We start from the raw sequence: 23,233 nt of genomic DNA on the forward strand, positions 1-23,233 counted from the left end.
CGCCCGTTCCTGCTCAACCCGTTGCCGGGTACGCCTCGTTGAGGAAGCCGGCCACCAGTTCCGCGGTCTCGGCCGGCCGCTCCATCCCGGGGAAGTGCCCGGCCCAGGGCAGTTCGACGTGCCGGACGTCCGCGCCGCGCAACACCTGCGGCAGCCCCGCCGCGATCGCGCGGAAGTCGGCGAGGTCCTGCCCGCCGGACACCGCCAGGCACGGCGCCGCCACCGCCGCGAGGTCGACCGGCACCTCGCGCCGCCCGGCGCCGTCGGGCGCGGCGAGCTGGACGTCGAAGGCGCGGCGCTGCATGGTGCGCAGCGCCGTACGGGCCGGCTCGTTCGCCTCGGGCCCCAGCCAGGTCGCCACGTTCAGCTCGACGGCGCCGGCCACGTCGCCGGCGGCGAGCAGCGCGTCCTCCCGCTCACCGAACGCGCGGAGTTCCGCGCTGGGTTCGTACCCCGGCTGCCCGGCGCACAGCAGGGCGAGCGCGGCCACCCGCTCGGGGTGGCGCGCGGCGATCTCCAGGGCGACGTGGCCGCCGTAGGAGGAGCCGAGCAGAGCGGCGCGGGCGATGCCGAGGGTGTCCATCAGCGCGAGGACGTCCTCGGGGTCGTTGTGGGGCCCGCCGGTCAGCGGGGACGCCCCGAAGCCGCGGAAGTCGCAGCGTACGACCCGGTATCCGGCGCCGGCCAGGACCGGCCACTGCGGGTCCCACATGCGGCGGTCGCACACGCCGGAGTGCAGCAGCACCAGTGCGGGGCCGTCGCCGGTCACGTCATGGGCGAGGGTCATGTGCCAGCCTGCTTCCCGCGGTCCGCGCGCACCCGGAACTCGTTGCCGTCGGGGTCGAGGAGGTCCACCCACCCGGGCTCGGCCGCGGTGGTACGGCCCCGGGTCGCGCCCAGCGAGAGCAGGCGCCCGACCTCCGCGTCCAGCTCCTCGCCCTCCCCCGCGACCAGTTCGAACCTCACCCGGTCCCGGCCGGAGCGCGGCATCAGCGGCGGGCCGCCCCAGGTGAGTTTCGGGCCGCCGCGGGGTGAGCGGATCGCGGTCTCCTCGTCCTGGTCCCACACCAGCGGCCAGTCCAGTGCCCGGCTCCAGAAGTACCCCACCTCCCGGGTGCCGTCGCCGGCCAGGGCGCCGACGAAGCCGCAGTCCGCGAGGAAGGTGTTGCCGGCGGCGATCACGCAGAACTCGTTGCCCTCGGGGTCGGCGAGGACCACATGCGTCTCCTCGGGCCGCTGCCCCACGTCCGTGTGCCGCCCGCCGAGCTCCAACGCCCGTGCCACGGTGCGCCGCTGCTCGTCCGGGGAGCTGCTCGTCAGGTCGAAGTGCGCCCGGTTCTGGCCGTCCTTGGGTTCCTTCACCGGCAGGAAGCGCAGCAGGAAGCCGGTGTCGTCGCCGGGCACCAGTACGGTGCCGGCCCCGCCCTCCTCCGGTTCCCACCCCAGCAGGGCGGACCAGAAGCGGGCCAGCCGCTCCGGCGCGGTCGCGTCGATACTCAGGGCGAGGAGCTGTGACGTCATGACGGCAGTACGTCTCCGATGCGCGAGGGCAGGCCGGCCGTGGCCGCGCGGAACGCCGTTCCCGCCCCGCCCCCGCACCCTAGCCACCGCCCCCGCCCCGCGCATCCGGGTTAACGGCATGCCGCCGCCCATCCGATCGGACGAAGGCGGCCGTCAGCTCCGCCGGTGCCCCTCACCACCCCCGGCCAGCCCCGCCCGGTACGCCAGGACGACCGCCTGGACGCGGTCGCGGAGGTCCAGCTTGGTGAGGATGCGGGAGACGTAGGTCTTCACCGTCTCGTGGCTGATCACCAACGCGGCGGCGATCTCCGCGTTCGACAGTCCCTCGCTGATCAGCAGCAGCACCTCCTGCTCGCGGGGGGTGAGGACCCCCAGCCGGTCGCGCTCGGGGGAGGCGGCGGCGGCCGAGGGGCGGACCCGTTCGGCGAAGCGGCCGATCAGGGCGCGGGTGACCGCGGGGGCCAGCAGGGACTCGCCACGGGCCACGGTGCGGACCGCGTTGATCAGTTCGGGCGGCGGGGCGTCCTTGAGCATGAAGCCGCTGGCGCCGGCGCGCAGCGCCTCGTAGACGTACTCGTCCACGTTGAAGGTGGTGACCACCAGGATGCGCGCGGGACTCGCCGACTCCGGGCCGGCCAGGTGGCGGGTGGCCTCGATCCCGTCGAGCAGCGGCATCCGGATGTCCATCACCACCACGTCGGGCTTCAGCTGCTCCGCCTGCCGGATCGCCGCCCTGCCGTCCACCGCCTCGCCCACCACCTCGATGTCGGGCTGGGAGTCGAGAATGGTGACGAAGCCGGCACGCACCAGCCCCTGGTCCTCGCAGACCAGCACCCGGGTCACCGCGGCCGGCACACTCATGACGCCTCCTTCTGATCGCACTGCGCTTCGGCCGGTTGCCCACCGCGCCGGCCGGGCAACGAGCTCCCGGTGGGAATCCGCGCACACACCCGGAACCCGTCCGGCCCCGGCCCGGCCGCGAACTCCCCGCCCAGCATCTCCACCCGCTCCCGCAGCCCGGTCAGCCCCCGACCGCCGGAGATGTGCGGGCCGCCGGCCCGCACCGCCGCGGACGGGGGCACGCCGTCGGCGGTCCCGGCCGTGGTGACCTCGACGTCCGTCCAGTCGGCGGTGTGGGTCAGCCGCACCAGCGTGCGCCGGCCCGCCGCATACTTCACCGCGTTGGTGAGGGATTCCTGTACGACGCGGTAGGCCGTCAGCCGGGCGCCTATGGCCATGGCCGGCTGCTCTCCGTCCTCGACCAGTTCGACCGGCTGACCGCCTGCTCGTGTCTGCTCCACCAGATCGGGCACCCGGCCGGGCACCGGCGTACGCGCTCGGGGGTCCGCGTCACCGGTCGCCTCCAACACGCCCAGCAGGAACCGGAGTTCGGCCAGGGCGCGGCGGCCGGTGCCGTTGATGGCGGCCAGGGCCTCGCCGACGCGGTCCGGCGCCCCGGTGAGGTACTGGGCCGCTCCCGCCTGCACCACCATCGCGGTCACATGGTGGGTCACCACATCGTGCAACTCCCGGGCCAGCCGGTGCCGTTCGGCAGCGACGGCGGCTTCGGCGGACAGCCGCCGGCGCTCGGCCTCCTGCGCCCGCCGCCCCCGGACCAGCAGCCCCAGGCCCCAGACCGCGGCCAGCGCCAAGTAGAACAGAACGTAGTCGGTGAGCCCCTCGGGCGACCCCAGCGCGTGCAGCACGACGCTGAAGACCACGTACCCGCCGGTCGCCAGCGCCGCCACCACCCGCCGCAGGCGCGGCTGGAGGGCGCCCACCGAGTACAGCGCGATGTACAGCCCCAGGCCGCCGACGGTCGGCGGGCAGCCGAGGGACTCGTGGACCGCGAACGAACTCCCCGCCACCGCGAGGCAGATGGCCGGCCAGCGGGTGCGCACCACCAGCGGCAGGGTCTGCCCCAGGGTCAGCAGCACGCTCGCCACCGAGGCGCCGTGCGTGGGCAGGTCGCCGAACCGCGCCCCGATCCGGGAGAGCGGCTCGGTGAACGACAGCACGCTGAAGACGACGGCGAACTCGCGGTCCCTGGTCGCCGCCGGGCGCGACCCCCACCACCGCGCCACCATGCGGAGGCGGTCGACCGCGGCGGCCAACGGGCGTACGCCCGCCGGGGTTTCCGGTACTTGCCCTGCCATGGTGATCATCCCGGTCCGGTAGTTCCCGCTCTGAAACGGCGTCGCCGGAGGCCGGAAAGTGGTCCAGGACCCGTCCGCGCGGTGCCGCCGGTCCGGCCCCGCGGGGCCGGACAGTCTTACACGGCGAACGTAGCGCCCGGTGGCCGGGGCCGGGGTCCCTCGGAGGAGGACATCCGGTAGCTCGCTCGGGGGACCCGCGGGGGCGCCGACTGCCCACCCGGCGGTGACGATCCGAGGGTGCCGCCGCCCGTAGTTTTCCGTCATCGACAGCGCAGACCGCTCACCAGGAGCGGCCCCCGAGGAGGCAGCCATGCCGGCCGACATCCACCCGTCATCGATCCACCTCGACGACCACGGACCCCAAGGGACCGCGTCGACCGCTGCGGCCGCCTCCCCCTCCACCGTGCGGGACGGCGCCCGCCGCCCGGCCCGCTGGGCGAGGTCGACCTGGGTGCGGCTGGCGGTGCTCTTCGTGGCGATGCTGGGCGTGGACGCGATCGCCGGCGGGATCAACAAGGTCGCCGACGCCACCCCGCTGACCGCCCTGATCGGAGGGGTGGCCACCGGCGGTCTCGCGCTGGCCGCCTACCTCTGGCTGGTGCGCCACCTGGAGGGCCGCACCCGGCTGGAGGAACTGGCGCCGGCCAGGGCGCGGCCGGAGCTGCGCCGGGGGTTCCTGGTCGGGCTCGGCTTGTTCGCCGTCACCATCGCGCTGGTGGCGATGACCGGCGGCTACCACGTCCGCGGCTGGGGCTCGTTCGGTGGCGCGCTGACCACGTTGGGCCTGATGAGCTGTGTGGCGGTGACCGAGGAACTCGCCTTCCGCGGCGCCCTGTTCCGGGTCCTGGAGGAGAAGACCGGCACCTGGGGAGCGCTCGTCGTCTCCGGCCTCGCCTTCGGCGGCCTCCACCTGGTCAACCAGCACGCGACCCTCACCGGCGCCCTGGCCATCGCCGTCGAGGCCGGCCTGATGTTCGGCGCCGTCTACGCCGCCACCCGCTCCCTGTGGCTGCCCATCGGCATCCACCTCGGCTGGAACCTGGCCGAGCAGGGCGTCTTCGGCACCACCGTCTCCGGCTCCGACACCCGCACCGGCGGCCTCCTCCACGCGACCGTGACCGGCCCCCACACCCTCACCGGCGGAAGCTTCGGCCCCGAGGCCAGCATCTTCGCGGTCCTGGTCTGCCTGGTCCCCACCGTCCTCTTCCTGCTGATGGCGAAGCGCCGCGGCCGGCTCCGCCCGCGGCCCGCACGCAAGCACTGACCCGAAGCCGAACCCGAAGGGGCGGGCCTTGCGGCCCGCCCCTTCATCCGCACCCGTACCACCCCGAGCGGTCAGCTGAGGGCGCGGCGCAGGGTCGTGGTGACGTCCAGGCCCGGGAAGTGCCGGGAGATCTCCGCTCGGGCCTGCTTGATCAAGTCCTCCAGCAGGACGGGCGCCGCGCCGTACAGCACGTCGTGGAGGTAGGGGACGAGCGCGGACTCGTCGGCGGGCAGGACGAGTTGAACGCCCGGGGCGGTGCCGTCGCTCTTGTACCGGCCCGCCGGGAGCCCGACCTTCTCCGGATGGACGCACACCGGCACCCGTTCCGCGGTGTACCGGTTCCCGTCCGCCGGGTCGAACGGGCAGTCCCGCGTGGGCCGTTCGTACACGTCGAACTCCCCGACCGGAAAACGGCGGGAGGGGCAGATCCCGCACGCCAGGTGGTGAACGTCGTCACCGACGAAAGCGTCCGTCACAGCCCGAGGCTATCCCGTGACAACCACCCCGCACCGGCGCGCCCGGCGCTTCAGGCGGCACTGCCGTGCGGGGTGAGGTTGATCGTCAGATCCGCGTCGAGCGCCCGGGCCAGGCGCCGCAGGAGGGGAATCGTGGGCACGGTGCCGCCGCCCTCGATGCGGGAGATCTGCGGCTGCTTCATGCGGCAGCGGTCGGCGAGTTCGGCCTGGGACAGGCCCAGCGCGATCCGCCGGTCGTAGACCATCTGCCCGAGGTCGTGCGCGAGTTCGGCCTCTTCGTACAGCCGGTCGTACTCGGCGTTCTCCTCGGTGGCCTCGCCCAGCAGCTCACGGCGGCGGCGGGTCTTCCACTCAGCGTGGTTCATCGCGGTTCCTCCTTGATGTCGCGGCTGTAGACGGCGTGCTCGGCAGCCGGTTCATGGCCTGCCTCGCAGACGGCCTGAGCGGACCGGGCTCGCACCACCTCCGCCGCCTCGCGCATCCTCCGACAGCCGGTCGACCTTCTGCTCGGTGACGACGTAGCGGTGGGCAGGGATGTTCGCCAGCCAGAGGCGCACCTCGGGCTCGCTCTCGATCGTGTACCGCTCATCGCCCATAACGTCGATGATATATAACATCGATGTTATGGGTCAGCCGCGCCCCGACGGTGACGATACGGTCCGGCCTCGGTCCGTACGCGTACACGCCGGTGTCCGTGGCGGTCCACCCGACCTTCAACTCCTCGGCGCCGGTCATCTCCACGACCGCCTGGTGGCAGGTGGTCTCCGGGTCGGTACCTGGAAACGCGAACCCCGCGGGCTTGCGGACCGTGCTGCGGCCGCCGTCGCAGCCCACGAGCCAGCCGGCACGCAATGCCCCGTGGCTGTTCCGTACCGTGACGGCGCCGACGGCCACCCGCGTGCTCGTCATGCCCCGGCGGGCGGGCCGTCGAGGGGGAGTTTGAAGCCGACGTGGCTGGGGTGGAAGCCGAGCCGTTCGTAGAAGCGGTGGGCGTCCTCGCGGCCGGCGTTGGACGTCAACTGCACGACCGAGCAGCCGCGTTCACGCGCCTGCTGCACGCACCAGCCGATCAGCGCGCTGCCGAGGCCGGCGCCCCGGGCGGCGCTGCCGATCCGGACGGCCTCGATCTGGGCGCGGGTCGCGCCCTGGTGGGACAGGCCGGGCAGGAAGGTGAGCTGGGCGGTGCCGACGACCTCGCCCGCCCGGTCCGCGACGAGCAGGAGGTGCTGGGGGTCCCGGTCGATCTCGGCGAACGCGGCTTCGTACGGGGACAGGTCGCCGGCTGACTCGCGGGTGCTGCCGAGGACGTCGTCGGCGAGCAGGGCCACGATGGCGGGGAGGTCGGCGCGGGTGGCGCGGCGGAAGGAGACGGCCGTCGTAGAGGTCACAGCAGGAACCGTACGAGGTACCCGGCCGAGCGGCGCGGCCCGGGCTCCGTCGGCGCACGGAACCGCCGTACGGAACCCGGGCACGGAGCCAGCGCACGGAACCGCCGTACGGCACCCGGGCATCGGACCCGGGTGCGGCGGCTCCCCCGGCGGGCTACTTACGGGTGCGGAAGAGCAGGCGGATGAAGTACGGCGTGCCCACGACCGCTGTCATGAGGCCCGCGCCGAGCTGCGCGGGGGCGATGACGGTGCGGCCGAGCAGGTCGGCGGCGCAGACCAGGGCGCCGCCGAGGAGCATCGCGACCGGCAGGACGCGGACGTGGCGGCGGCCGACGAGCGCGCGGGCGGCGTGGGGGGCGACGAGGCCGACGAAGCCGATCGTGCCGGCCGCCGCGGTGGCGGTCGCGCTGAGCAGGACCGCGACCGCGAGGAAGCCGAACCGGGTGGGGGCCAGCCGCAGTCCGAGGAGGTGCGGGGTGTCCTCGTCGAGCGCGACGAGGTCGAGCGCGCGGCGGCGTACGACGGCGTAGCAGGTGCCCGCGGCGAGTACGACCGCCACCGGCAGCAGGTCGGGGGCGGTGCGCCCGTAGGTCGAACCGGACAGCCAGGTCAGCGCCTTGGTGGCGTTGAAGGGGTCGGTGAGCACGATGACGAGGCTGATCAGCGCGGTGGTGGCCGCGGACACCCCGACGCCGACCAGGACCAGCCGGTTCTGCCGGAACCCGCCGCGCGCGGCGAGCCCGAAGACGACGAGCGCGGCGAGCGCGGCCCCGCCGAACGCGGCCCCGGCGATGCTCCACGCACCGGCCGCCGGCACCGAGGTCACCAGCAGCACCGCGCCGAGCCCGCCGCCCCCGGAGACCCCGAGGATGCCGGGCTCGGCGAGCGGGTTGCGGGTGACGGCCTGGACGAGGGTGCCGGACAGCGCGAGCGCGGCGCCGGCCAGGAGCGCGGCGAGCACCCGCGGCACCCGGGTGTCCAGGACGAAGGTGACACCGCGGCCGGCGCGCCCCAGCGCCCAGTTGGTGACGTCGCCCATCAGCAGCTTGGTGTCGCCGAGCAGCACGCCCGCGACGACCACGCCGACCAGGACGGCGGCGAGCACCGCCACGCACAGCGCGAAGCCGGCCCGGCCGGGGATGCGCATCCGGTCGGTCTCGGCGGCGCCGCCGGACTCGCGGGCCCGCATCGCCATCGCGATGAGGAAGACCGCGCCGAGGATGCTGGTGACGACGCCGGTCGGCACGGAGGGGGCGACCTGCTTGGAGACCATGGCGCGCAGCAGTACGTCGGCGCCGAGGACGAGCGCGGCGCCGACCAGCCCGGCGAAGGGCACGGCGGCCCGGGCCCGGACGAGGGCGCGCAGCCGGCGGGCGAGCGGCCGGGCCAGCGCGGGCGCGCACAGCCCGACGAAGCCGATCGGTCCGGCGAGGGTCACGGCGGCGGCCGACAGCAGCGCGGCGAGCACCACGACGGTGATGCGGGTGCCGCGGACCGGGATGCCGACGCCGCGGGCCGCGTCGTCGCCGAGGGCGAGCGCGTCGATCCGGCGGGCGACCAGCAGCAGGCCGAGCAGCCCGGCGGCGACGACCGGCGCCATCTGGTCGACGCCGCCGAACCCGTTCTGGCTGATGCTGCCCTGGCTCCACTGGTAGAGGCCGTTGGTGCGCTGCGGGAAGAGCAGCAGCAGCGCGTCGGTGACGGCGCCGAACCCGAGCGCGAGGGCGCTGCCGGCCAGCACCAGCCGTACGGTGCCGGCGCCGAGACCGGACAGCCCGAGGACGACCGCCGCGGCGGCCAGGCCCCCGACGAAGGCGACGCCGGAGGACGCGAGGAGCGGCATCGACGCGCCGGTGACGGTGAGCACGCCGAGTGCGAGGTAGGAACCGGCGTTCACCGCAAGGGTGTCGGGGGCGGCCAGCACATTGCGGCTGACCGCCTGGAGTGCGGCGCCCGCGCTGCCGAGGGCGACGCCGACGAGCACGCCGGCGACCATCCGCGGCAGCCGCGAGGCGATCACCACGGAGGAGTCGGTCTGGTCGGCCTGGCCGGTGAGCGCCTTCCACACCTCGTGGGCGCCGACGGCCGCGGTGCCCTGGGTGATGTCCACGACCGCGAGGGCGGCGACCACCAGCAGCAGCCCCGCCGCGGCCGCGGCCGCCGGCAGGCCGGACCTGGCGGCGGCCGCACCGGCGGCGGGGGCGGTGGCGGTTGTCTCGGTGACGGCCACGGCGCTACTTCGTGAGGGCGGCGACGAGGCCGTCGATGTACGCCTCCATCGACTCCGGGCCGCCGAACATCCACATGCCGTCGGGCAGCCGGTGGACCTGCCCGGCCTTCACGAACGCCAGCGACTTCCACACCGCGTTCTTGGCGAGGTTGGTCGCGAACGGGTCGCCGTCGGAGTCGTTCTGCTCGTACACGAACTGGACGTCGCCCAGGCCCGTGAGCCCTTCGACGTCGGTGCTGGCCAGGCCGTACGCCTTGTCGCCCTTGAGGGTCCAGGCGTTCTTCAGGCCCAACTCCTCGTTGACGGCGCCGATGAGGGAGCCGCTGGTGTAGCCGCGGACGGTGACCTGGTTGGAGACCACGTAGCTGTCGGCGAAGGCGACCTTCTTGCCGGCCAGGCCGGCGGCCTTCAGCTTCGCGGCGCCGTCGGCGACCTTGGCGGTGAAGGCGTTCTTCACCTCGGTGGCCTTGGCGGTGGTGCCGGTGGCCTTGGCGATCAGGTCCAGGCCCTTGGTCATCGTGCCGATCTGGTCGGCGGCGTCGGCGGGCTTGACCACCAGGACGGTGGAGACCTTGCGCAGTTGCTTGATCACGGACGCCGACAGGTCGGTGGTGGCCACCACGAGGTCGGGGGTGAGGGCGGCGATGGTGTCGGTGCTGGGTTCGCCGCGGGTGCCGATGTCCTTGGGCGAGCCGGTCAGCGGGGCGGCCTTGTCCCAGGTGGTGTAGCCCTTGACGTCGGCGACGCCGGCCGGGGCGACGCCGAGCGCGACCAGGTCCTCGACGACGTCCCACTCGGTGGCGACGACGCGGGTGGCCGGGTGGTCGAGGTGGACGGTGGTGCCGGAGGCGTCGGTGAGCGTGACCGGGCCGGCGGCGGCCGTCGAACTCCCGGCGGTCGACGAGGACTTCGCGGAGTCGTCGGACTTCTCGGTGGTGCCGCAGCCGGCCAGCACCAGGGCGGCGGCGACGGCGGTGGATACGGTCGCGGCGGCGGGAAGACGTCTCATGACGGGGTGTGGTGCCTTTCGCTTCGTGCGTGGTGACGGCCGATCGCGCGGGTGCGCGGCCGGCCGGTCGCGGGGTCGGTGTCCACGGTGATCCGGATGCCGTAGACCTCGGTGAGGCGGTCCGGCGTCAGCACCTCCTCGGGGGTGCCGTCGGCCACGATGCGCCCGTCGTGGAGCAGGGCGACCCGGTCGGCGACGGCCGCCGCCTGGTCGAGGTCGTGCAGGACCACGCCGACGGCGATGCCGTGGTCGTCGGCGAGGTCGCGGATCAGGTCGAGGAGCTCGACCTGGTAGCGCAGGTCGAGGTAGGTGGTCGGCTCGTCGAGCAGCAGGACGCCGGTCTCCTGGGCGAGGCAGCCGGCGAGCCAGACCCGCTGGAGCTGCCCGCCGGACAGGTGGTCCACGCCGCGGCCGGACAGCTGCTCCAGCCCGGTCAGGGCCAGCGCCCGCGCCACCGCCTCGGTGCCGCCGGGGTCGGCCCGCCCCCACCGGCCGCGGTAGGGGTAGCGGCCGAACTCCACGACGTCGCGCACCGTCAGGCCGCTCGGCGTGGGCCGACTCTGGGTCAGCAGCGCGATCCTGCGGGCGAACTCCCGCGCGGACAGCGCGATGCAGTCCGCCGCGTCCTCGGTGCCGCCGTCGAGCGTCAACGACCCGGTGCGCGGCTGCTGGAGGCGCGCGAGGGTGCGCAGCAGCGTCGACTTCCCGCTGCCGTTCGGCCCGACGAGCGCGGCGACCTCGGCCGGCCGCAGGGTGATCGCGACGTCGTGGACGACGTCGACGCCGTCGTACGCCACGGTCACGCCCTCGGCCGCGAGCTCGTGCCCCCGCCGTGGCGGCGCTGCCGCCGGCCTGGATGTCCCTTCCCCAACTCTCACGCGAATTAGGATAGCCTTACTTTACTTTCCGCTGTTCAACGGGGGTGTTCCCGGCGGTGAACGGCCACGCAACAGGCGCCGCCGCTCCCGGAGTTCGGAGCGGCGGCGCCTGGGGGAAACCGCGGTGCGGTGCGGCGGTACTACGGCGGTACGGCGGTACGGCGGTACTACATCGGCTTCGGCTTGATCATCGCGAACGCGGCGCCCTGCGGGTCGGCCACCACGGACATCCGGCCCGCGACCATGTCGAACGGCGGGAGCAGGACGCTGCCGCCGCCCCGCACCAGGGCGTCCACGGTGGAGTCCACGTCGTCCACCGCGAAGTACGACAGCCAGTGCGCGGGGGTGCCGGGCGGGTCGTTGTCCAACTGGGTGGCGCCGCCGACGGTCCGGTCGCCGGCGCGCAGCTCCCAGTAGCCGTCCGCGCCCTCCATCGGCCTGATCTCCATGCCGAACACCTCGCCGTAGAAGGCGGTGGCGCCCGGCACGTCGGTGGTGTGCAGGTCGTTCCAGATCAGCGCGCCGGGCTCGTTGGCGATGCCGACGCCGGAGAAGTCGCCGGGCTGCCACACGCCGAAGACGACGCCCTGCGGGTCGGCGGCGATCAGCATCCGCCCGAGGCCGCCGACGTCCATCACCGGCGCGATGAGGGTGCCGCCCGCGCCGACGATCGCGTCCTGGGTGGCCTGCGCGTCGGTCGTGGCCAGGTAGGCGGTCCACACGGTCGGCGGCACCGGCTGGCCCTCGGCCGCCATCGCCCGGCCGATCCCGGCGACCGGCCGACCCTTCAGCTCGCAGACCGCGTACCCGCCGAACTGCTCCCCGCCGACCTCGCCCTGCCAACCGAGCAGGTCGCGGTAGAAGTCCAGCGCGGCCTGCTGGTCCTGTGCCATCAGATCGATCCAGCACGGGGTGCCGGTCGCGAACGGAGTGGTGACTTCGGACATTCTCGCCCTCTCTGGGTGCGGCCTCGGTACGGCTCACGGCGTACGGCCCACGGCTGTACGGCTTTCACCGCTCACCGCTCACCGCTACCGCTCACGGCTCTACGGCTCCGGGCGCCCAGCCTCCCGCCGCACCCACCGCCCCCGGGCCCCCGACACGCGGGCGCGCCCGCCACGCCCCCCGGAAGGCGGTCCGCCGCCGGGCACCACCGGCGGCGGCTACGGCTACCGCCCGCCGTCGCGCCCGTCGTACTCCTCGCGCGCCGCGAGCACCTCCTCGACGTGCCGCACCGACCACTCCGTCAGCGCCTTGAGCGGCTCCCGCAGCGTCTGCCCGAGCCCGGTCAGTTCGTACTCCACCCGGATCGGCACCTCCGGGTACACCGTCCGCCGCACCAGCCCGTCCCGCTCCAGCGTCCGCAGCGTCTGTGTGAGCATCTTCTCGCTCACCCCGGCGAGCGCCTGCCGCAGCCGAGTGAAGCGGCAGGCCCCGTGCCGGGCCAGCTCGCCGAGCACCAGCACCGCCCACTTGCTGCCGATCTGGTCGAGCAGATCACGCGACGGGCAGCCCCGCGTGTACGGGTCCCAGGACGGTGTGGGCTCGATCACCTCGCCTGCGCGCACCACGCGCCTCACCTCGTTCCTTTCGCAGAGGTGGCCACCTTACCCGGAAGTGGCTCCTTACTGAAGGAGAGCGACCAGGTCATCCTGGGTTTCTCGGCGCGGAAAGCCCGCGTCGGAGAGGAGTTGAAGACCTATGACGACCGTGGTCACCGCGGCCTCAGGACAGCTGGGGCGGCTCACCGTGGAAGCGCTGCTGGCCCGCGGGGTGCCGGCCGCCGACATCGTGGCGACCAGCCGCGACCCCCGCCGGATCGCGGACCTCGCCGACCGCGGCGTGACCGTGCGCCGGGCCGACTTCGCCGACCCGGCGAGCCTGCCCGCGGCCTTCGAGGGCGTGGACAAGCTGCTGCTGGTCTCGACCACGACCCCGTCCGAGCGCGTCGCCAACCACCGCCGGGCCGTCGACGCGGCAGTGGCGGCGGGCGCGTCGCTGGTGGCGTACACGAGCATGCTGCGCGCGGACACCGCCGGCACGATCCTGTCGGCCACCCACCACGCCACCGAGCAGTACCTGCGCGAGCGCGTCCCGACGGTGCTGCTGCGCAACGGCTGGTACCTGGAGAACTACACCGTCCAGCTCCCGCAGGTGCGCGCCGCCGGGGCGCTGGCCGGGGCGGCCGGGCGGGGCCGGATCAGCGCCGCCACCCGGGCCGACTACGCCGACGCCGCCGCGGTCGCGCTGAGCACCGACGGCCACGCCGGGCAGGTCTACGAACTGGGCGGCGACGAGACGTTCACCCTCGACGAGCTGGCCGCGGTGATCGCCGCCGTCACCGGGGAGCCGATCGCCTACCGCGACCTGGCGCCCGAGGTGTTCGCGAAGGTGCTGGTCGAGGCCGGGGTGCCCGCCGAACTGGCGGAGGTCCTGGTGGACGCCGATCTGGCCGCGGCCCGCGGGCAGATGTTCACCGACTCCGGGGACCTGCGCCGTCTGATCGGCCGCCCCGCCACCACCCCGGCCGAGGCGGTCGCCGCCGCACTGGCCTGAATCCGCCGGGCGCCGCCCCGCCGGACCCGGGCCCGTAAGCACCACCCGCCCGACGGCACCCACCCATCGGCGCCCGCCCGGCCGCGCGTCCCACCGGTCCCCTCCCCCGGACGGCGTTTCGGTGCAGCCGCCCGGACGTATCCACTCTCTCCCGGCCGCGACGGCCGGGGAAAGGTTCCCTCCCATGTCCCACCGCACACTCAACCACGCCGTCGCGCCCGCCACTTGGCGGCGCGGCGCCCTCACCCTCGGCGCCCTCGCCGCGGCCTCGGCCGCGCTGGTCACCACCGCGTTCCCCGCCGCCGCGGCGCCCGCCCACCGGCCCGGTGACGCCTCCGCCGCCTACCCGATCACGGTCGACGGCAGTGACGCGTTCCCCGAGAGCATCGCCGCCGACCGCCACCACGTCTACACCGGCAGCATCGCCGACGGCACCGTCTACCGCGGCAGCCCCGGCGCGAAGAGGCTCGAACCCTTCCTGCCCGCGGGGCAGGACGGCCGCACCCAGGCCACCGGGATCAAGACCGCGGGCGACCGCCTGCTGGTCGCCGGCGCGTTCACCGGCCGGTTCTTCGTCTACACCGACGCCGGGCAGCTCGTCTCCTCCTACCGCGTCCCGGACACCGGCGAGAAGACGCTGGTCAACGACGAGGCCGTGGCACCGAACGGCGACGTCTACCTCACGGACTCCCTGCGCGCGGTGGTCTACCGGGTGCCGGCCGCCGAGGTGCACGCCCCCGCCACCGGCGCCCAGCGCACGCTCCAGGTCGCCTACCGCCTGCCGGACTACGTGGCCGGGCAGTCCAACGGCAACGGCATCGTCACCAGCCCCGACGGCAGGTCGCTGATCATCGGCTACTGGTACAGCGGCGCGCTCTACCGGCTCACCCTCGCCACCGGCGAGGTGCACCGGATCGCCGCGCCCGCGCTGCCCAGCGCCGACGGGATCGTCCGGCGGGGGAACACGCTGTACGTCGCGCGCTCCGTCGACAACGAGGTGGACACCCTGCGGCTGTCCGCGGGCGCCGACCGGGCCGATGTCGTCGCCACCCGCACCTACCCCGGGGCCGACACCGTCACCGGCGTGGCGGTCAGCCGCGGACGGCTGCTGGTGACCAACTCCCAGATGGACACGTACCTCTACGGTGATCCGCAGACCAGCCCCGACTTCACCGTCGAGAGCCTGCCGCTGCGCTGACCCCGCGGCGCGGTCAGGTGCGGGCGGACGCCTGCCAGGCCGCCTCGACCATCACGAAGACCTCGTCCACCGCGGTCTGCGGGTCGGGCGCCTCACGCGCCACCGCGTACGCGTCGATCACGAACCTGGCGATCGCCCGGCAGGCCGTGGGGGTCCGGGCCAGGGCGGGGTCGGCGGCCATGGCCGCCGCCAGCGACTCCGCGTGCCGCAGCCGCATCGACTCCTCGTACTCCCGCAGGGCGGGCGAGGAGTCGATCATCCGCCAGGTCGGGGCGGCGGCGTCGGCCGTGCAGTGCCGCACCAGCGCCTGGATCTCGCGGCGCAGCGCCGGGACGAGCGGTTCGTCCGGGGCCCGTTCGCCGACCGCCCGCAGGAGGCTCTGCTCGAACTGCGTGTCCTGCTCGAAGACCAGCGCCTCTTTGGCGGCGAAGTGGGAGAAGAGCGTGGTCACGGCGACATCGGCCTCGGCGGCCACGTCACGGATGCCCACCGCGTCGTATCCCCGCTCCAGGAAGAGCCGCATCGCGGTGTCCGCGATCTTCTGGCGGGTCGCGGCCTTCTTGCGCTCGCGGCGCCCGGGCGGCGTGGTCATGATGATCACCTTAGCAGATACAAAACAATACCTGTTTCAAAAAACTAACCGTTAGTGCTACGGTCGGCGGCATGAGGAAAGTGAGCCACGCCGAGTTCGGCGGTCCCGAAGTGCTGCGCCTGATCGACGCCGAGGAGCCCCACGCGGGCCCGGAACAGGTGCGCGTCGCCGTGCGCGCGGCGGGGGTGAACCCCGTCGACTGGCGGATACGCGAGGGCCAGAAGCTGTCCGCGCACCCGGTCGAACTGCCCGCCGGGGTCGGGCTGGACGCCGCCGGGGTGGTGGACGAGGTCGGCCCGGGCGTGACGGGCGTCGCCGTCGGCGACCACGTGTTCGGCGAAGGGACCGACACCTACGCCGAGTTCGCGGTGCTGTCCGCGTGGGCGCGGATGCCCGCGGGCCTGAGTTTCGAGGAGGCGGCCGGATACCCGTCGGTCGTGGAGACCGCGCTGCGCGTCCTGCGCGAGGTGGGGATACAGCCCGGGCAGACGCTGCTGGTCAGCGGGGCGGCCGGCGGCGTCGGCTCGGCGGTCCTCCAGATCGCCCGCGAGCGCGGCATCGCGGTGGTCGGCACCGCGGGGGCCGCGAACCAGGACTACCTGCGCGAGCTGGGCGCCGAGGCCATCACGTACGGCGACGGCTGGGCCGAGCGGGTCCGGCGGCTCGGCCGCCCCGTCGACGCGGCCCTCGACCTGGCGGGCGCCGGCGTGGTCCGCGAACTCGTCGAACTGACCGGCGACCCGGGCGCGGTGCTCACCATCGCCGACCTCACCGCCCCGCGGTACGGCGTCCGCTTCTCCGGAGTGGCCGGGAGCGTGCCGGACGCCCTCGCCGAGGCGGCCGACCTCATCGCGCGCGGCCGGCTGCACATCCCCGTCGCGCGGTCGTACCCGCTCGACGAGGCGGCCGCCGCACACGTCGACAGCCAGGCGGGCCACACCCGGGGGCGCCGCGTCATCACCGTCTGATCCCGCGGCACCCGGCGGCCCGGAGTATCGTCCGACCGCCGCCGTCCACTTCGGCGACAGCACGAACATGACGCTGCGTCAGTAGGGGGCAACGGGTGGGCGGAGTAGCCGGGTTGGCCGGATTGGCCTACACGGCGGCAGGCGGTGTGGTGGGGGCGGCGGTCACCACGTACGTGTCCCGCGTGCACGAGCGGCGCCGGCTGCGCGCGGACGTCATGCAGCAGTTCCACCAGATCACCGCGGTACGGGACGCGGTGAGCGATGTGGTGCCGCGCCCCACCGGGCGGGTCGGCCGCGGAATCGGCACCCAACGGCGCACGGCGTCCCTGGAGTTGGGGGTCATGGCCGTGCTGGAGGACGGCGCCGACGCGGAGCGCGCGCTGCGCGCCGCCTTCTCCGGGCTCGTGGTGGCGGCGCTGTCGGCCGGAGTGCCGCGCCGGGTGCTGGACTTCGCGGGCGGCGCGGAGGAGCGCGCCCTCCAGTGCGAGGCGATCCGGCTGGCGGACCTGCGGGCCGGCGGCGTGCTGGGCGAGTCGCTCGACGTCCTGGTGACGGCGTGCGAGGAGTACCGGCGGGCCACCGCCCAGCTCCTGCTCCAGGCGCTGTGGCACCCCTGGCAGGCCAGGTGCCTTATGTACGGGCGGCTGTGCGGGCTGCGCCGGGCGGTGGACGCGCTCCACCGCCGGCAGCAGGAGGCGGTGGCCGCGCTCACGGCTGAGCTGAGAGGTTCCTGAGAGGCTGCTGAGAGAACGTGCCGCTTGAGTGGTCGCATGCCCGGCGGTGAGCAGGACGGACGGGGGACGGCAGTCGTGCGGTCATGGCTGCCGCGTCGTCCTGGGCCGCCGGGCGTCCGAATCCGCGTCCAGCTGAGGGAGAACGATGACCCGGCACACCACCCGGTTACGCAGCCGCGCCGCAGCGGTGGCGGCCGTCGCGACGGCGGTCCTGGCGCTCGGCGGCCTGTCCGCCGCCACCGCGCAGGCCGCCCCGCAGAGCGCCGGGACGCGGGCGGCGCCGATGACCACGACCACGGGGTTCTTCACCGCCGGCGGCGTCAACATCCGCTCCGGGCCCAGCACCGCCTACACCATCCTCGGCCAGGGCCAGCAGGGCCAGGCGGTGTACATCTACTGCGAGGCTCCCGGCGACTGGTACCACATCCTGGACCGCGCCACCGGCGTCAACGGCTGGTCGTACTGGCCGGACAACATCCTGATCGACTCGCTGTCGCCGAACCCGCCGGGCTGCTGACGGGCCGCGCCCCTCGTACGCGCCCGAGGCCGCACCTGGTCCGCGCACGAGCCGGGCCCGGCCGATCACCCCGTTCCGCCCGCAGGTGACGATGCGGGCGGGTCTGCCGGACCCTCGCCCCCTTCTCCGCCGCCATGGACGGAGGAGGGGGCTCGCCGCGTGCCCTCGGCCCGACCAGGTGTGCCCTCCGCCCGACCGCGCCCGCCCGGGCGCCCGCTCCGCGTAAGGTGGTCGTCCCATGCGGGCGTCCACCGCCCCGCCGTGGCTCCGGTCCGCCCCGCATGGCGCTACGCACCGGGGTACGGCAGGAGATCCATGGCCACGTTGGACATCGCCGTACTCGGCCCTTTCCTGCTGCGCCTGGACGGCCGCCCGGTGGAACTGCCCAGCATGCGCCAGCGCGCACTGCTCGCCGCGCTCGCGCTGCGGGCCGGCCGTACCGTGGCGAAGGGCGAACTCGTGGAGTGCGTCTGGGCGCAGCGGCCGCCCCGGCATGTGGCCTCCAGCCTGTACACGCTGGTCAACCGGCTGCGGACGCTGCTCGGTGAGGAGTCGGTGCGGACCGCGCCCGCGGGCTACCGGCTGGACGTGCCGCCGGACCGGGTGGACGCGCTGCGGTTCGAGCGGCTGCTCGACGCGTCCCGGGCCGCGTGCCCCGGCCTCCCCGCACCCGGCGCGGGCCCGGCCGCCGCGGACGTCCCGGCGGCGCACCGGCTGCTGTGCGACGCGCTCGCGCTGTGGCGCGGCGCCCCGCTCGCGGACGTCGGCTCCCCGCACGTCGAGGACGCGTACGCCGCCGCACTGGTCGAGCAGTACCTCGGCGCGGTGGAGCGCCGCGCCGACCTGGAACTGCGGCTGGACCGCGAGCCGTCGGCCGAACTCCTCGCCGACTTGCAGCAGTTGACCTCCCGCCACCCGTTGCGGGAGTCCCTGTGGCTGCGGCTGCTCACCGCCCTGGATGCCGCGGGCCGCCTCGCGGAGGCGCTGGAGACGTACGAGGCGGTGCGGCGGCTGCTGGACGACCAGCTCGGCACGCTGCCGTCGGCCGAACTGCGCGCCGCCCATGAGCGGTTGCTCCGCCAGGACGCCGGACCCCGGTCCGCCCGGAAGATCGCGCCGACCGGCTCGCCCACCCGACTCCCGCCGCAGGCGCCGGAGTCCGGCCCCACCACCGCGCCTGCCCCCGCACCGCCCTCGCTCCTGCCGGCCCGCACCGACGGCTTCGTGGGCCGCACGGCCGAACTCGCCCTGCTCGACGCGCTTCCGGCCGCCGTGGGCGACGGCAGCGGGCGCGCCGCCGTCGCCGTCGTGCACGGCATCGGCGGCGCGGGCAAGACCACGCTCACCGTGCACTGGGCGCACACCGCCGGGCGGCACTTCCCGGGCGGCCGGCTCTACGTGGACCTGCACGGCTTCGGCCCGGACACCCCGGTCGGCGCGCACCACGCGCTCGGCCTGCTGCTGGCCCAACTCGGCGTCGACCCCGACCGGATGCCTGCCGACGCCGACGAACGGCGCGCCCTGTGGCGGACGTCGCTGGCCGGGCGGCGCGCGCTGGTCGTCCTGGACAACGCGCACAGCGTGCAGCAGGTGCGGCCGCTGCTGCCGGGGGCCGGCTGCTGCGCGGTCGTCACCAGCCGCAACCGGCTCAGCGGGCTGGTCATCCGCGACGGCGCCCGCTCGGTGCCGCTGGGCGAGTTGACCGACAGCGAGGCGGCGGCGGTGCTGGCCACCGCCGTGGGCGGCGACCGTACGGCCGCGGAGCCGGAGGCGGCGGCCCGGCTGGCCCGGGTGTGCGGGCGGCTGCCGCTGCCGCTGCGGATCGTCGCGGAGCAGGTCTCCCGGCAGCCGGGGGCGACGCTCGCCGGGTTCGCCGCCCAGTTCGAGCAGGCCGCGGCGGCGGGCGGCATCGGGCCGGGCGGCGGCAGCCTGGACGCGCTGGCCGTCGCGGACGACCCGCTCAGCGACGTACGCACGGTGCTGTCCTGGTCCTACGACCAACTCGACCCGGCCGCCGCCCGGTTGTTCCGGCTGCTGGGCCTGGTGCCCGGCGGCACCGTGGACGTCGCGGCGGCCGCCGCGCTCGCCGGGCGCCCCGCCGCCGAGACCCGCGCCTGCCTGACCGGGCTCGCCGGGCTGCACCTGCTGGAGGAGGACGGCCCGGGCCGCTACCGCGCGCACGACCTGCTGCGGGAGTACGCCGCCGAGCGCACCACCGCCGAGGACCCGGCCGAGGAGCGCGCGGCGGCCCTGGAGCGGCTGCTCACCTGGTACCACCACGCGGTGGACGCCACCGTCCGCGTCCTCGCGCCGCGCTGGAACAGCCTGTGCGCGCCGGCCGGCACCCTCGCGGCGCCGCTGCCCGCGTACGACGGGGACGTGGTCGGTGCGCGCGGCTGGCTCGACGAGCGGCGCGGCGCGCTGGTCGCCGCGGTCGAACACAGCGCGCGCCAGGGGCCGCACGCCTTCGCGTGGCTGCTCGCGGACCGGCTGCGCGGGTACTTCTGGCGCAGCGTGCGGGTCGCGGAGTGGCAGGCCGTCGCCGACGCGGCGCTCACCGCGTCGGCCGCGCACGGCGACGCGGGCTCCCGCGCGGTGGCCGCTCTCAGCGCGGCCGACATGCACATGCACACCAGCCGGCCCGCCGAGGCGGTGCCGCTCTACCGGCGGGCGGGGGCGCTGGCACGGGAGGCCGGGCGGCCGGACCTCGCGGCGACCGCGCTCAACAACCTCGCCGGGACCCTGTGGCGGGCCGGGCGGCTCGCCGAGAGCGCGGAGTGCCTGCGGGAGGTGCTGGTGCTCAACCGCGAACTCGGGCGGGCGCACAGCGAGTTCGGCGCGCACCTGAACCTCGCCGCGGTGTGCCTGCCGATCGGCCGCACCCGGGAGGCGCACGAACACCTGCTGAAGAGCCTGGAGTTGGCCGACGGGCAGCAGGAGCGGGCCCGCGCGATGGTCAACCTGGTCGGTACGACGCACGCGTTGGGCCGCCTGGACGAGGCGCTGCGGTACGCGGACATGGCGCTGCCGGCCGTCCGCGCGTCGCACGACACGACGTGGCAGGCCGACTGCCACTCCCACCTCGCGGCGATCCACTGCGACCGCGGGGCGCGGGAGCCGGCGTGGGAGGCGGCGGAGGCCGCGCTGCGGGTCGCGGGCACCACGCAGGACCCGCTGGTCCAGGCGGAGTCCCTGCTCACCGCGGGCGCGGTGCGGGTGCGGTTCGCCGCCGGCGAGCCGTCGGGCGCCGAGCCCTTCTACCGCCAGGCGCTGTCCGTCGCCCGGGAGAACGGCCTGCCGTACGTGGAGGCCGGGGCCAGGACCGGGCTGTCGGAGGTCGCGACCGCCGCCGGGCGGCTCCAGGACGCCTCCGTGCACGCGTCGGCGGCCGCCGCCTTCGCCGAGGAGCACGGGTTCGTCGTCCGCGCCGCCGACGCGCTCCTCGCGCTGGCCCGGGTCCGGCTCCGCCAGGACGACCCGGCCGCGGCGGCCGAGCTCGCCGACCGCGCCGCCCGCGGCTACGCGTCGGCCGACCGGCCCGTCGGCTCGGCCCGCGCCCGTCTGCTGCGCGCCCGCGCGCTCGCGGCCCCCGCCGACCTCGCCGAGGCCGAGGCGACCCTGACCCGCCTCGGCTGCCCCGCCGCCGACTGACCCGCGCGGCGGCCTCACCGGATGCGGTGGGTGGCCCGGTCGAAGGTCAGCCGGAACTGCGGCAGCCGTATCCGCTTCGGGTCGAGCAGGTCGATCAGCTCGACCAACTGCTGCTGGACGACCTGGAGTCGGGCCACGGCGGGCGCGGTGTCCGCCGCGAGGCGGTCCACATCGGCGAGCAGCACGCCGAACCAGCCGGCGAAGGCGGCGTCCTGGTCCAGCTTCGCGCAGAACTCGGCGTAGCCCAGGCAGCGCCTACGGCCCGGCTCACCGTCGGGGTGGATCATCAGCTCGCCGACCGCCCGCTGCTGGGCGCGGAACAGCCGCAGTTCGCTGCTCGCCGCGTCGATCTTCGACAGGCTCGACCCGATCCGGGAGATCTGGAGCGTCACCTGCGAGTTGAGCCGGCTGGTGCCCAGGTCCAGGAACTGCACGTCCCGGCGCAGGATCTCCACCCAGCCCAGGTACTCCGCCAGCACGAACACGGTGCTGCGCCGCACGAACTCCGCCTCGCGGTCGGTGCCACGCGTCAGGAAGGACGTCAGGAAGCCGGACCCGCGCGACGTTTCGCGGTCGAGCACGTGGCCGTGCAGGATGTTGTACAGCCGGGTCTGGAGGTCGTACGCGGCCCACACCAGCGAGGCGCCGTACCGGTCCATGTACGTGCGCTGCTCCCACGACCGCAGGCGCCGCTGCTGCCAGTAGCTGAACAGCGCGGCGGCGGCCGCCCCGCACACGGCGAGTGCCGCCGACACCACGGACACCGAGTCCATCCGTCCCCCCGCCTCGCGGCGCCGCCCCCGGCCGCCAGGTTACCGAACGGCGCTTCGGGGGCGTGCGGACCGGGGAGGAACCCGGGGAAAACCGATGGAGCCGCGCGGGCGGGCGCCGTTACGGTGCTCCCGTCCGCAGGCGGCCCGCCGTGCTGCTTCTGGTCCTCTTCCCACGGGAACGGTGTAGCCCCATGACCAAGACCTGGGCCGTCGTGCCCACATGCCCCTCGATCGCCCTCCTGCACCGCCGCGGGTTCGGCGCCGTCCGGCTCCGCGTACCCGGTCTGCCCCGGATGCCGCGCGGCACGCACCGCGCCGACCGCCCCGCCTGGCAGTCCCCGTACGGTCCCCCCTCCCACCGCAGCCACCGCGGCCGCTGGGCCCCCGAGCCGGGCGTGGCCCGTACCCTGGCCGCCACCTACCGCGGTGTCCTGTGCAGCCGCTGCGACTGACCTGCCGCGCGGCGGGTGGCTAGGGTGAGCGGCATGAGCGAGGGGTACGCGGACGACGCCGAGGTGGCCGCGGCCGCGGCGCGGGCCGGGGCGGACGTGGTGCGGCAGATGTACGGGCGGCCGCTCGCCCGGATCGACAAGGGCGGCGGGGACTTCGCCACCGAGGCGGACGTGGCGGCCGAGGAGCGCATCCTCGGCGTCATCCTCGCCGCGCGCCCCGGGGACGCGGTGCTCGGCGAGGAGGGCGGGCGGCGCGGCGCAGCCGACGCGGCCCGCCAGTGGCTGGTCGACCCGCTGTGCGGCACGCTCAACTACGCGGTCGGCACGATGCTGGTGGCCGTCAACGTGGCGCTGCGCGGTGGACCGGCGGCGGTGGCCGACCCGTTCGGCGGCGAGGTGTTCGTCACGGACGGCGCCACCGCGCGCCTCCGGCGCGGCGGCCCCGACGGGGACGCCCCGCTCACGCCCACCGCCGCCTCAGGACTGGTGGACGTCAACCTCGACCCGCCGTTCCTGCACGCCCCGGGCTTCCATCCGGCCGCCCTGCTGGCGCACCCCGCCTTCGTCAGCCGCTTCCGGCCCCGCGTGGGGTCCACCAGCCTCGCCCTGGCCTGGGTCGCCGCGGGCAAGCGCGCCGGCTACGTCACCGACGGCGCCGACCTGACCGGCAGCGTCCACTTCGCCGCGGGCATCGCCCTGTGCCGCGCCGCGGGCTGCGTGGTCACCGGCATCGACGGCGCGCCCCTGGGCGAGACGGTCGGCGGCCTCGTGGCCGCGGCCGACCGGGAGACCCACCAGGCCCTGATGGCGGCGGTCCGCGGCTGACCCGGGCGCCCACGTACCCGTACGCCCCACGCCGTATCAGGAGGA

The 23,233-nt window shown here is 75.1% G+C and carries 24 protein-coding genes and 1 pseudogene; 9 read left to right on the top strand and 16 right to left on the bottom strand.

Annotation, left to right across the window (positions count from 1 at the left end; genetic code table 11):
* Positions 1 to 13: 13 nt before the first annotated feature.
* The 4 genes from WA788_RS14090 to WA788_RS14105 form a co-directional block, all read right to left on the bottom strand.
* Positions 14 to 787, bottom strand: a complete 774-nt coding sequence (locus WA788_RS14090) for an alpha/beta fold hydrolase (RefSeq protein ID WP_335977020.1) — start codon at positions 785 to 787, stop codon at positions 14 to 16.
* Positions 784 to 1,521: a VOC family protein gene (locus WA788_RS14095; RefSeq protein WP_335977023.1), complete on the bottom strand. Its 738-nt coding sequence runs from the start codon at positions 1,519 to 1,521 to the stop codon at positions 784 to 786. Before WA788_RS14095 ends, WA788_RS14090 begins: the two co-directional genes overlap by 4 nt.
* Before the next feature lie 153 nt (positions 1,522 to 1,674).
* Positions 1,675 to 2,382 carry a response regulator transcription factor gene (locus WA788_RS14100; protein ID WP_335977026.1) on the bottom strand — a complete coding sequence of 236 codons (708 nt, stop codon included), beginning with the start codon at positions 2,380 to 2,382 and terminating at the stop codon, positions 1,675 to 1,677.
* Positions 2,379 to 3,677 carry a sensor histidine kinase gene (locus tag WA788_RS14105; protein ID WP_335977028.1) on the bottom strand — a complete coding sequence of 433 codons (1,299 nt, stop codon included), beginning with the start codon at positions 3,675 to 3,677 and terminating at the stop codon, positions 2,379 to 2,381. The genes WA788_RS14100 and WA788_RS14105 overlap by 4 nt, the downstream gene beginning before the upstream one ends.
* A 310-nt stretch (positions 3,678 to 3,987) precedes the next feature.
* On the opposite strand from WA788_RS14105, the gene WA788_RS14110 reads away from it, so the two are divergent.
* Positions 3,988 to 4,941: a CPBP family intramembrane glutamic endopeptidase gene (locus WA788_RS14110; RefSeq protein ID WP_335977030.1), complete on the top strand. Its 954-nt coding sequence runs from the start codon at positions 3,988 to 3,990 to the stop codon at positions 4,939 to 4,941.
* 71 nt (positions 4,942 to 5,012) lie between these two features.
* Here WA788_RS14110 and WA788_RS14115 read toward each other — a convergent pair whose 3' ends face one another.
* From WA788_RS14115 to WA788_RS14160, 10 genes and pseudogenes are all read right to left on the bottom strand, one after another.
* Positions 5,013 to 5,417, bottom strand: a complete 405-nt coding sequence (locus WA788_RS14115; protein ID WP_335977031.1) for a hypothetical protein — start codon at positions 5,415 to 5,417, stop codon at positions 5,013 to 5,015.
* Positions 5,418 to 5,467: 50 nt separating this feature from the next.
* Positions 5,468 to 5,782: a helix-turn-helix domain-containing protein gene (locus tag WA788_RS14120; RefSeq protein ID WP_335977033.1), complete on the bottom strand. Its 315-nt coding sequence runs from the start codon at positions 5,780 to 5,782 to the stop codon at positions 5,468 to 5,470.
* Between the two features lie 51 nt (positions 5,783 to 5,833).
* Positions 5,834 to 6,013, bottom strand: coding sequence for a hypothetical protein (locus WA788_RS14125; RefSeq protein WP_335977035.1), 180 nt, complete (start codon positions 6,011 to 6,013; stop codon positions 5,834 to 5,836).
* Positions 6,003 to 6,296 (bottom strand): annotated as a pseudogene (locus tag WA788_RS14130) (FAD-dependent monooxygenase); the annotation flags it as partial. The gene WA788_RS14125 and the pseudogene WA788_RS14130, both read right to left, overlap by 11 nt.
* A 26-nt stretch (positions 6,297 to 6,322) precedes the next feature.
* Complete coding sequence (locus WA788_RS14135) at positions 6,323 to 6,805, bottom strand: GNAT family N-acetyltransferase (protein WP_335977038.1); 483 nt, start codon at positions 6,803 to 6,805, stop codon at positions 6,323 to 6,325.
* 154 nt (positions 6,806 to 6,959) lie between these two features.
* Entirely contained in the window at positions 6,960 to 9,035 is a 2,076-nt protein-coding gene (locus WA788_RS14140) for an iron ABC transporter permease (protein WP_335977041.1), read from the bottom strand.
* Positions 9,036 to 9,039: 4 nt separating this feature from the next.
* Complete coding sequence (locus WA788_RS14145; protein ID WP_335977044.1) at positions 9,040 to 10,044, bottom strand: iron-siderophore ABC transporter substrate-binding protein; 1,005 nt, start codon at positions 10,042 to 10,044, stop codon at positions 9,040 to 9,042.
* On the bottom strand, positions 10,041 to 10,922 hold the full coding sequence (locus WA788_RS14150) for an ABC transporter ATP-binding protein (protein WP_335977047.1): 882 nt from the start codon (positions 10,920 to 10,922) through the stop codon (positions 10,041 to 10,043). Before WA788_RS14150 ends, WA788_RS14145 begins: the two co-directional genes overlap by 4 nt.
* Before the next feature lie 167 nt (positions 10,923 to 11,089).
* Positions 11,090 to 11,869 (bottom strand): VOC family protein, encoded by a 780-nt coding sequence (locus WA788_RS14155; RefSeq protein ID WP_335977052.1) that lies wholly within the window; start codon positions 11,867 to 11,869, stop codon positions 11,090 to 11,092.
* Between the two features lie 222 nt (positions 11,870 to 12,091).
* Complete coding sequence (locus WA788_RS14160; RefSeq protein ID WP_335977563.1) at positions 12,092 to 12,490, bottom strand: winged helix-turn-helix transcriptional regulator; 399 nt, start codon at positions 12,488 to 12,490, stop codon at positions 12,092 to 12,094.
* A 133-nt stretch (positions 12,491 to 12,623) separates the two neighbouring features.
* Between WA788_RS14160 and WA788_RS14165 the strand changes: the two genes are divergently transcribed.
* On the top strand, positions 12,624 to 13,478 hold the full coding sequence (locus WA788_RS14165; protein ID WP_335977054.1) for an NmrA family NAD(P)-binding protein: 855 nt from the start codon (positions 12,624 to 12,626) through the stop codon (positions 13,476 to 13,478).
* Between the two features lie 184 nt (positions 13,479 to 13,662).
* A complete protein-coding gene (locus WA788_RS14170) occupies positions 13,663 to 14,676 on the top strand; it encodes an SMP-30/gluconolactonase/LRE family protein (RefSeq protein WP_335977056.1) in 1,014 nt (337 codons plus the stop codon).
* 13 nt (positions 14,677 to 14,689) lie between these two features.
* On the opposite strand, the gene WA788_RS14175 is transcribed toward WA788_RS14170, so the two are convergent.
* Positions 14,690 to 15,268 (bottom strand): TetR/AcrR family transcriptional regulator, encoded by a 579-nt coding sequence (locus tag WA788_RS14175; RefSeq protein WP_335977059.1) that lies wholly within the window; start codon positions 15,266 to 15,268, stop codon positions 14,690 to 14,692.
* 71 nt (positions 15,269 to 15,339) lie between these two features.
* On the opposite strand from WA788_RS14175, the gene WA788_RS14180 reads away from it, so the two are divergent.
* The 4 genes from WA788_RS14180 (at position 15,340) to WA788_RS14195 (ending at position 21,138) form a co-directional block, all read left to right on the top strand.
* Complete coding sequence (locus WA788_RS14180) at positions 15,340 to 16,236, top strand: NADP-dependent oxidoreductase (RefSeq protein WP_335977061.1); 897 nt, start codon at positions 15,340 to 15,342, stop codon at positions 16,234 to 16,236.
* A gap of 113 nt (positions 16,237 to 16,349) precedes the next feature.
* The gene (locus WA788_RS14185; RefSeq protein ID WP_335977064.1) at positions 16,350 to 16,970 is read left to right on the top strand and encodes a hypothetical protein; all 621 of its coding nucleotides are present in this window, start codon (positions 16,350 to 16,352) and stop codon (positions 16,968 to 16,970) included.
* A 145-nt stretch (positions 16,971 to 17,115) separates the two neighbouring features.
* Positions 17,116 to 17,487: an SH3 domain-containing protein gene (locus tag WA788_RS14190; RefSeq protein ID WP_335977067.1), complete on the top strand. Its 372-nt coding sequence runs from the start codon at positions 17,116 to 17,118 to the stop codon at positions 17,485 to 17,487.
* Positions 17,488 to 17,802: 315 nt separating this feature from the next.
* A complete protein-coding gene (locus WA788_RS14195) occupies positions 17,803 to 21,138 on the top strand; it encodes an AfsR/SARP family transcriptional regulator (RefSeq protein ID WP_335977070.1) in 3,336 nt (1,111 codons plus the stop codon).
* Positions 21,139 to 21,152: 14 nt separating this feature from the next.
* Here the strand turns inward: WA788_RS14195 and WA788_RS14200 are convergent, their stop codons facing one another.
* Positions 21,153 to 21,911 (bottom strand): hypothetical protein, encoded by a 759-nt coding sequence (locus WA788_RS14200; RefSeq protein ID WP_335977072.1) that lies wholly within the window; start codon positions 21,909 to 21,911, stop codon positions 21,153 to 21,155.
* Between the two features lie 191 nt (positions 21,912 to 22,102).
* Here WA788_RS14200 and WA788_RS14205 point away from each other — a divergent pair, with 191 nt between their 5' ends.
* Together WA788_RS14205 and WA788_RS14210 are read left to right on the top strand one after the other, a co-directional pair.
* Complete coding sequence (locus tag WA788_RS14205; RefSeq protein ID WP_335977074.1) at positions 22,103 to 22,363, top strand: hypothetical protein; 261 nt, start codon at positions 22,103 to 22,105, stop codon at positions 22,361 to 22,363.
* Positions 22,364 to 22,396: 33 nt separating this feature from the next.
* Entirely contained in the window at positions 22,397 to 23,188 is a 792-nt protein-coding gene (locus WA788_RS14210) for an inositol monophosphatase family protein (protein WP_335977076.1), read from the top strand.
* Positions 23,189 to 23,233: the final 45 nt, after the last annotated feature.

It is taken from the genome of Streptomyces sp. CA2R106, from assembly GCF_037034245.1.
In the GTDB taxonomy this organism is placed as follows: domain Bacteria; phylum Actinomycetota; class Actinomycetes; order Streptomycetales; family Streptomycetaceae; genus Actinacidiphila.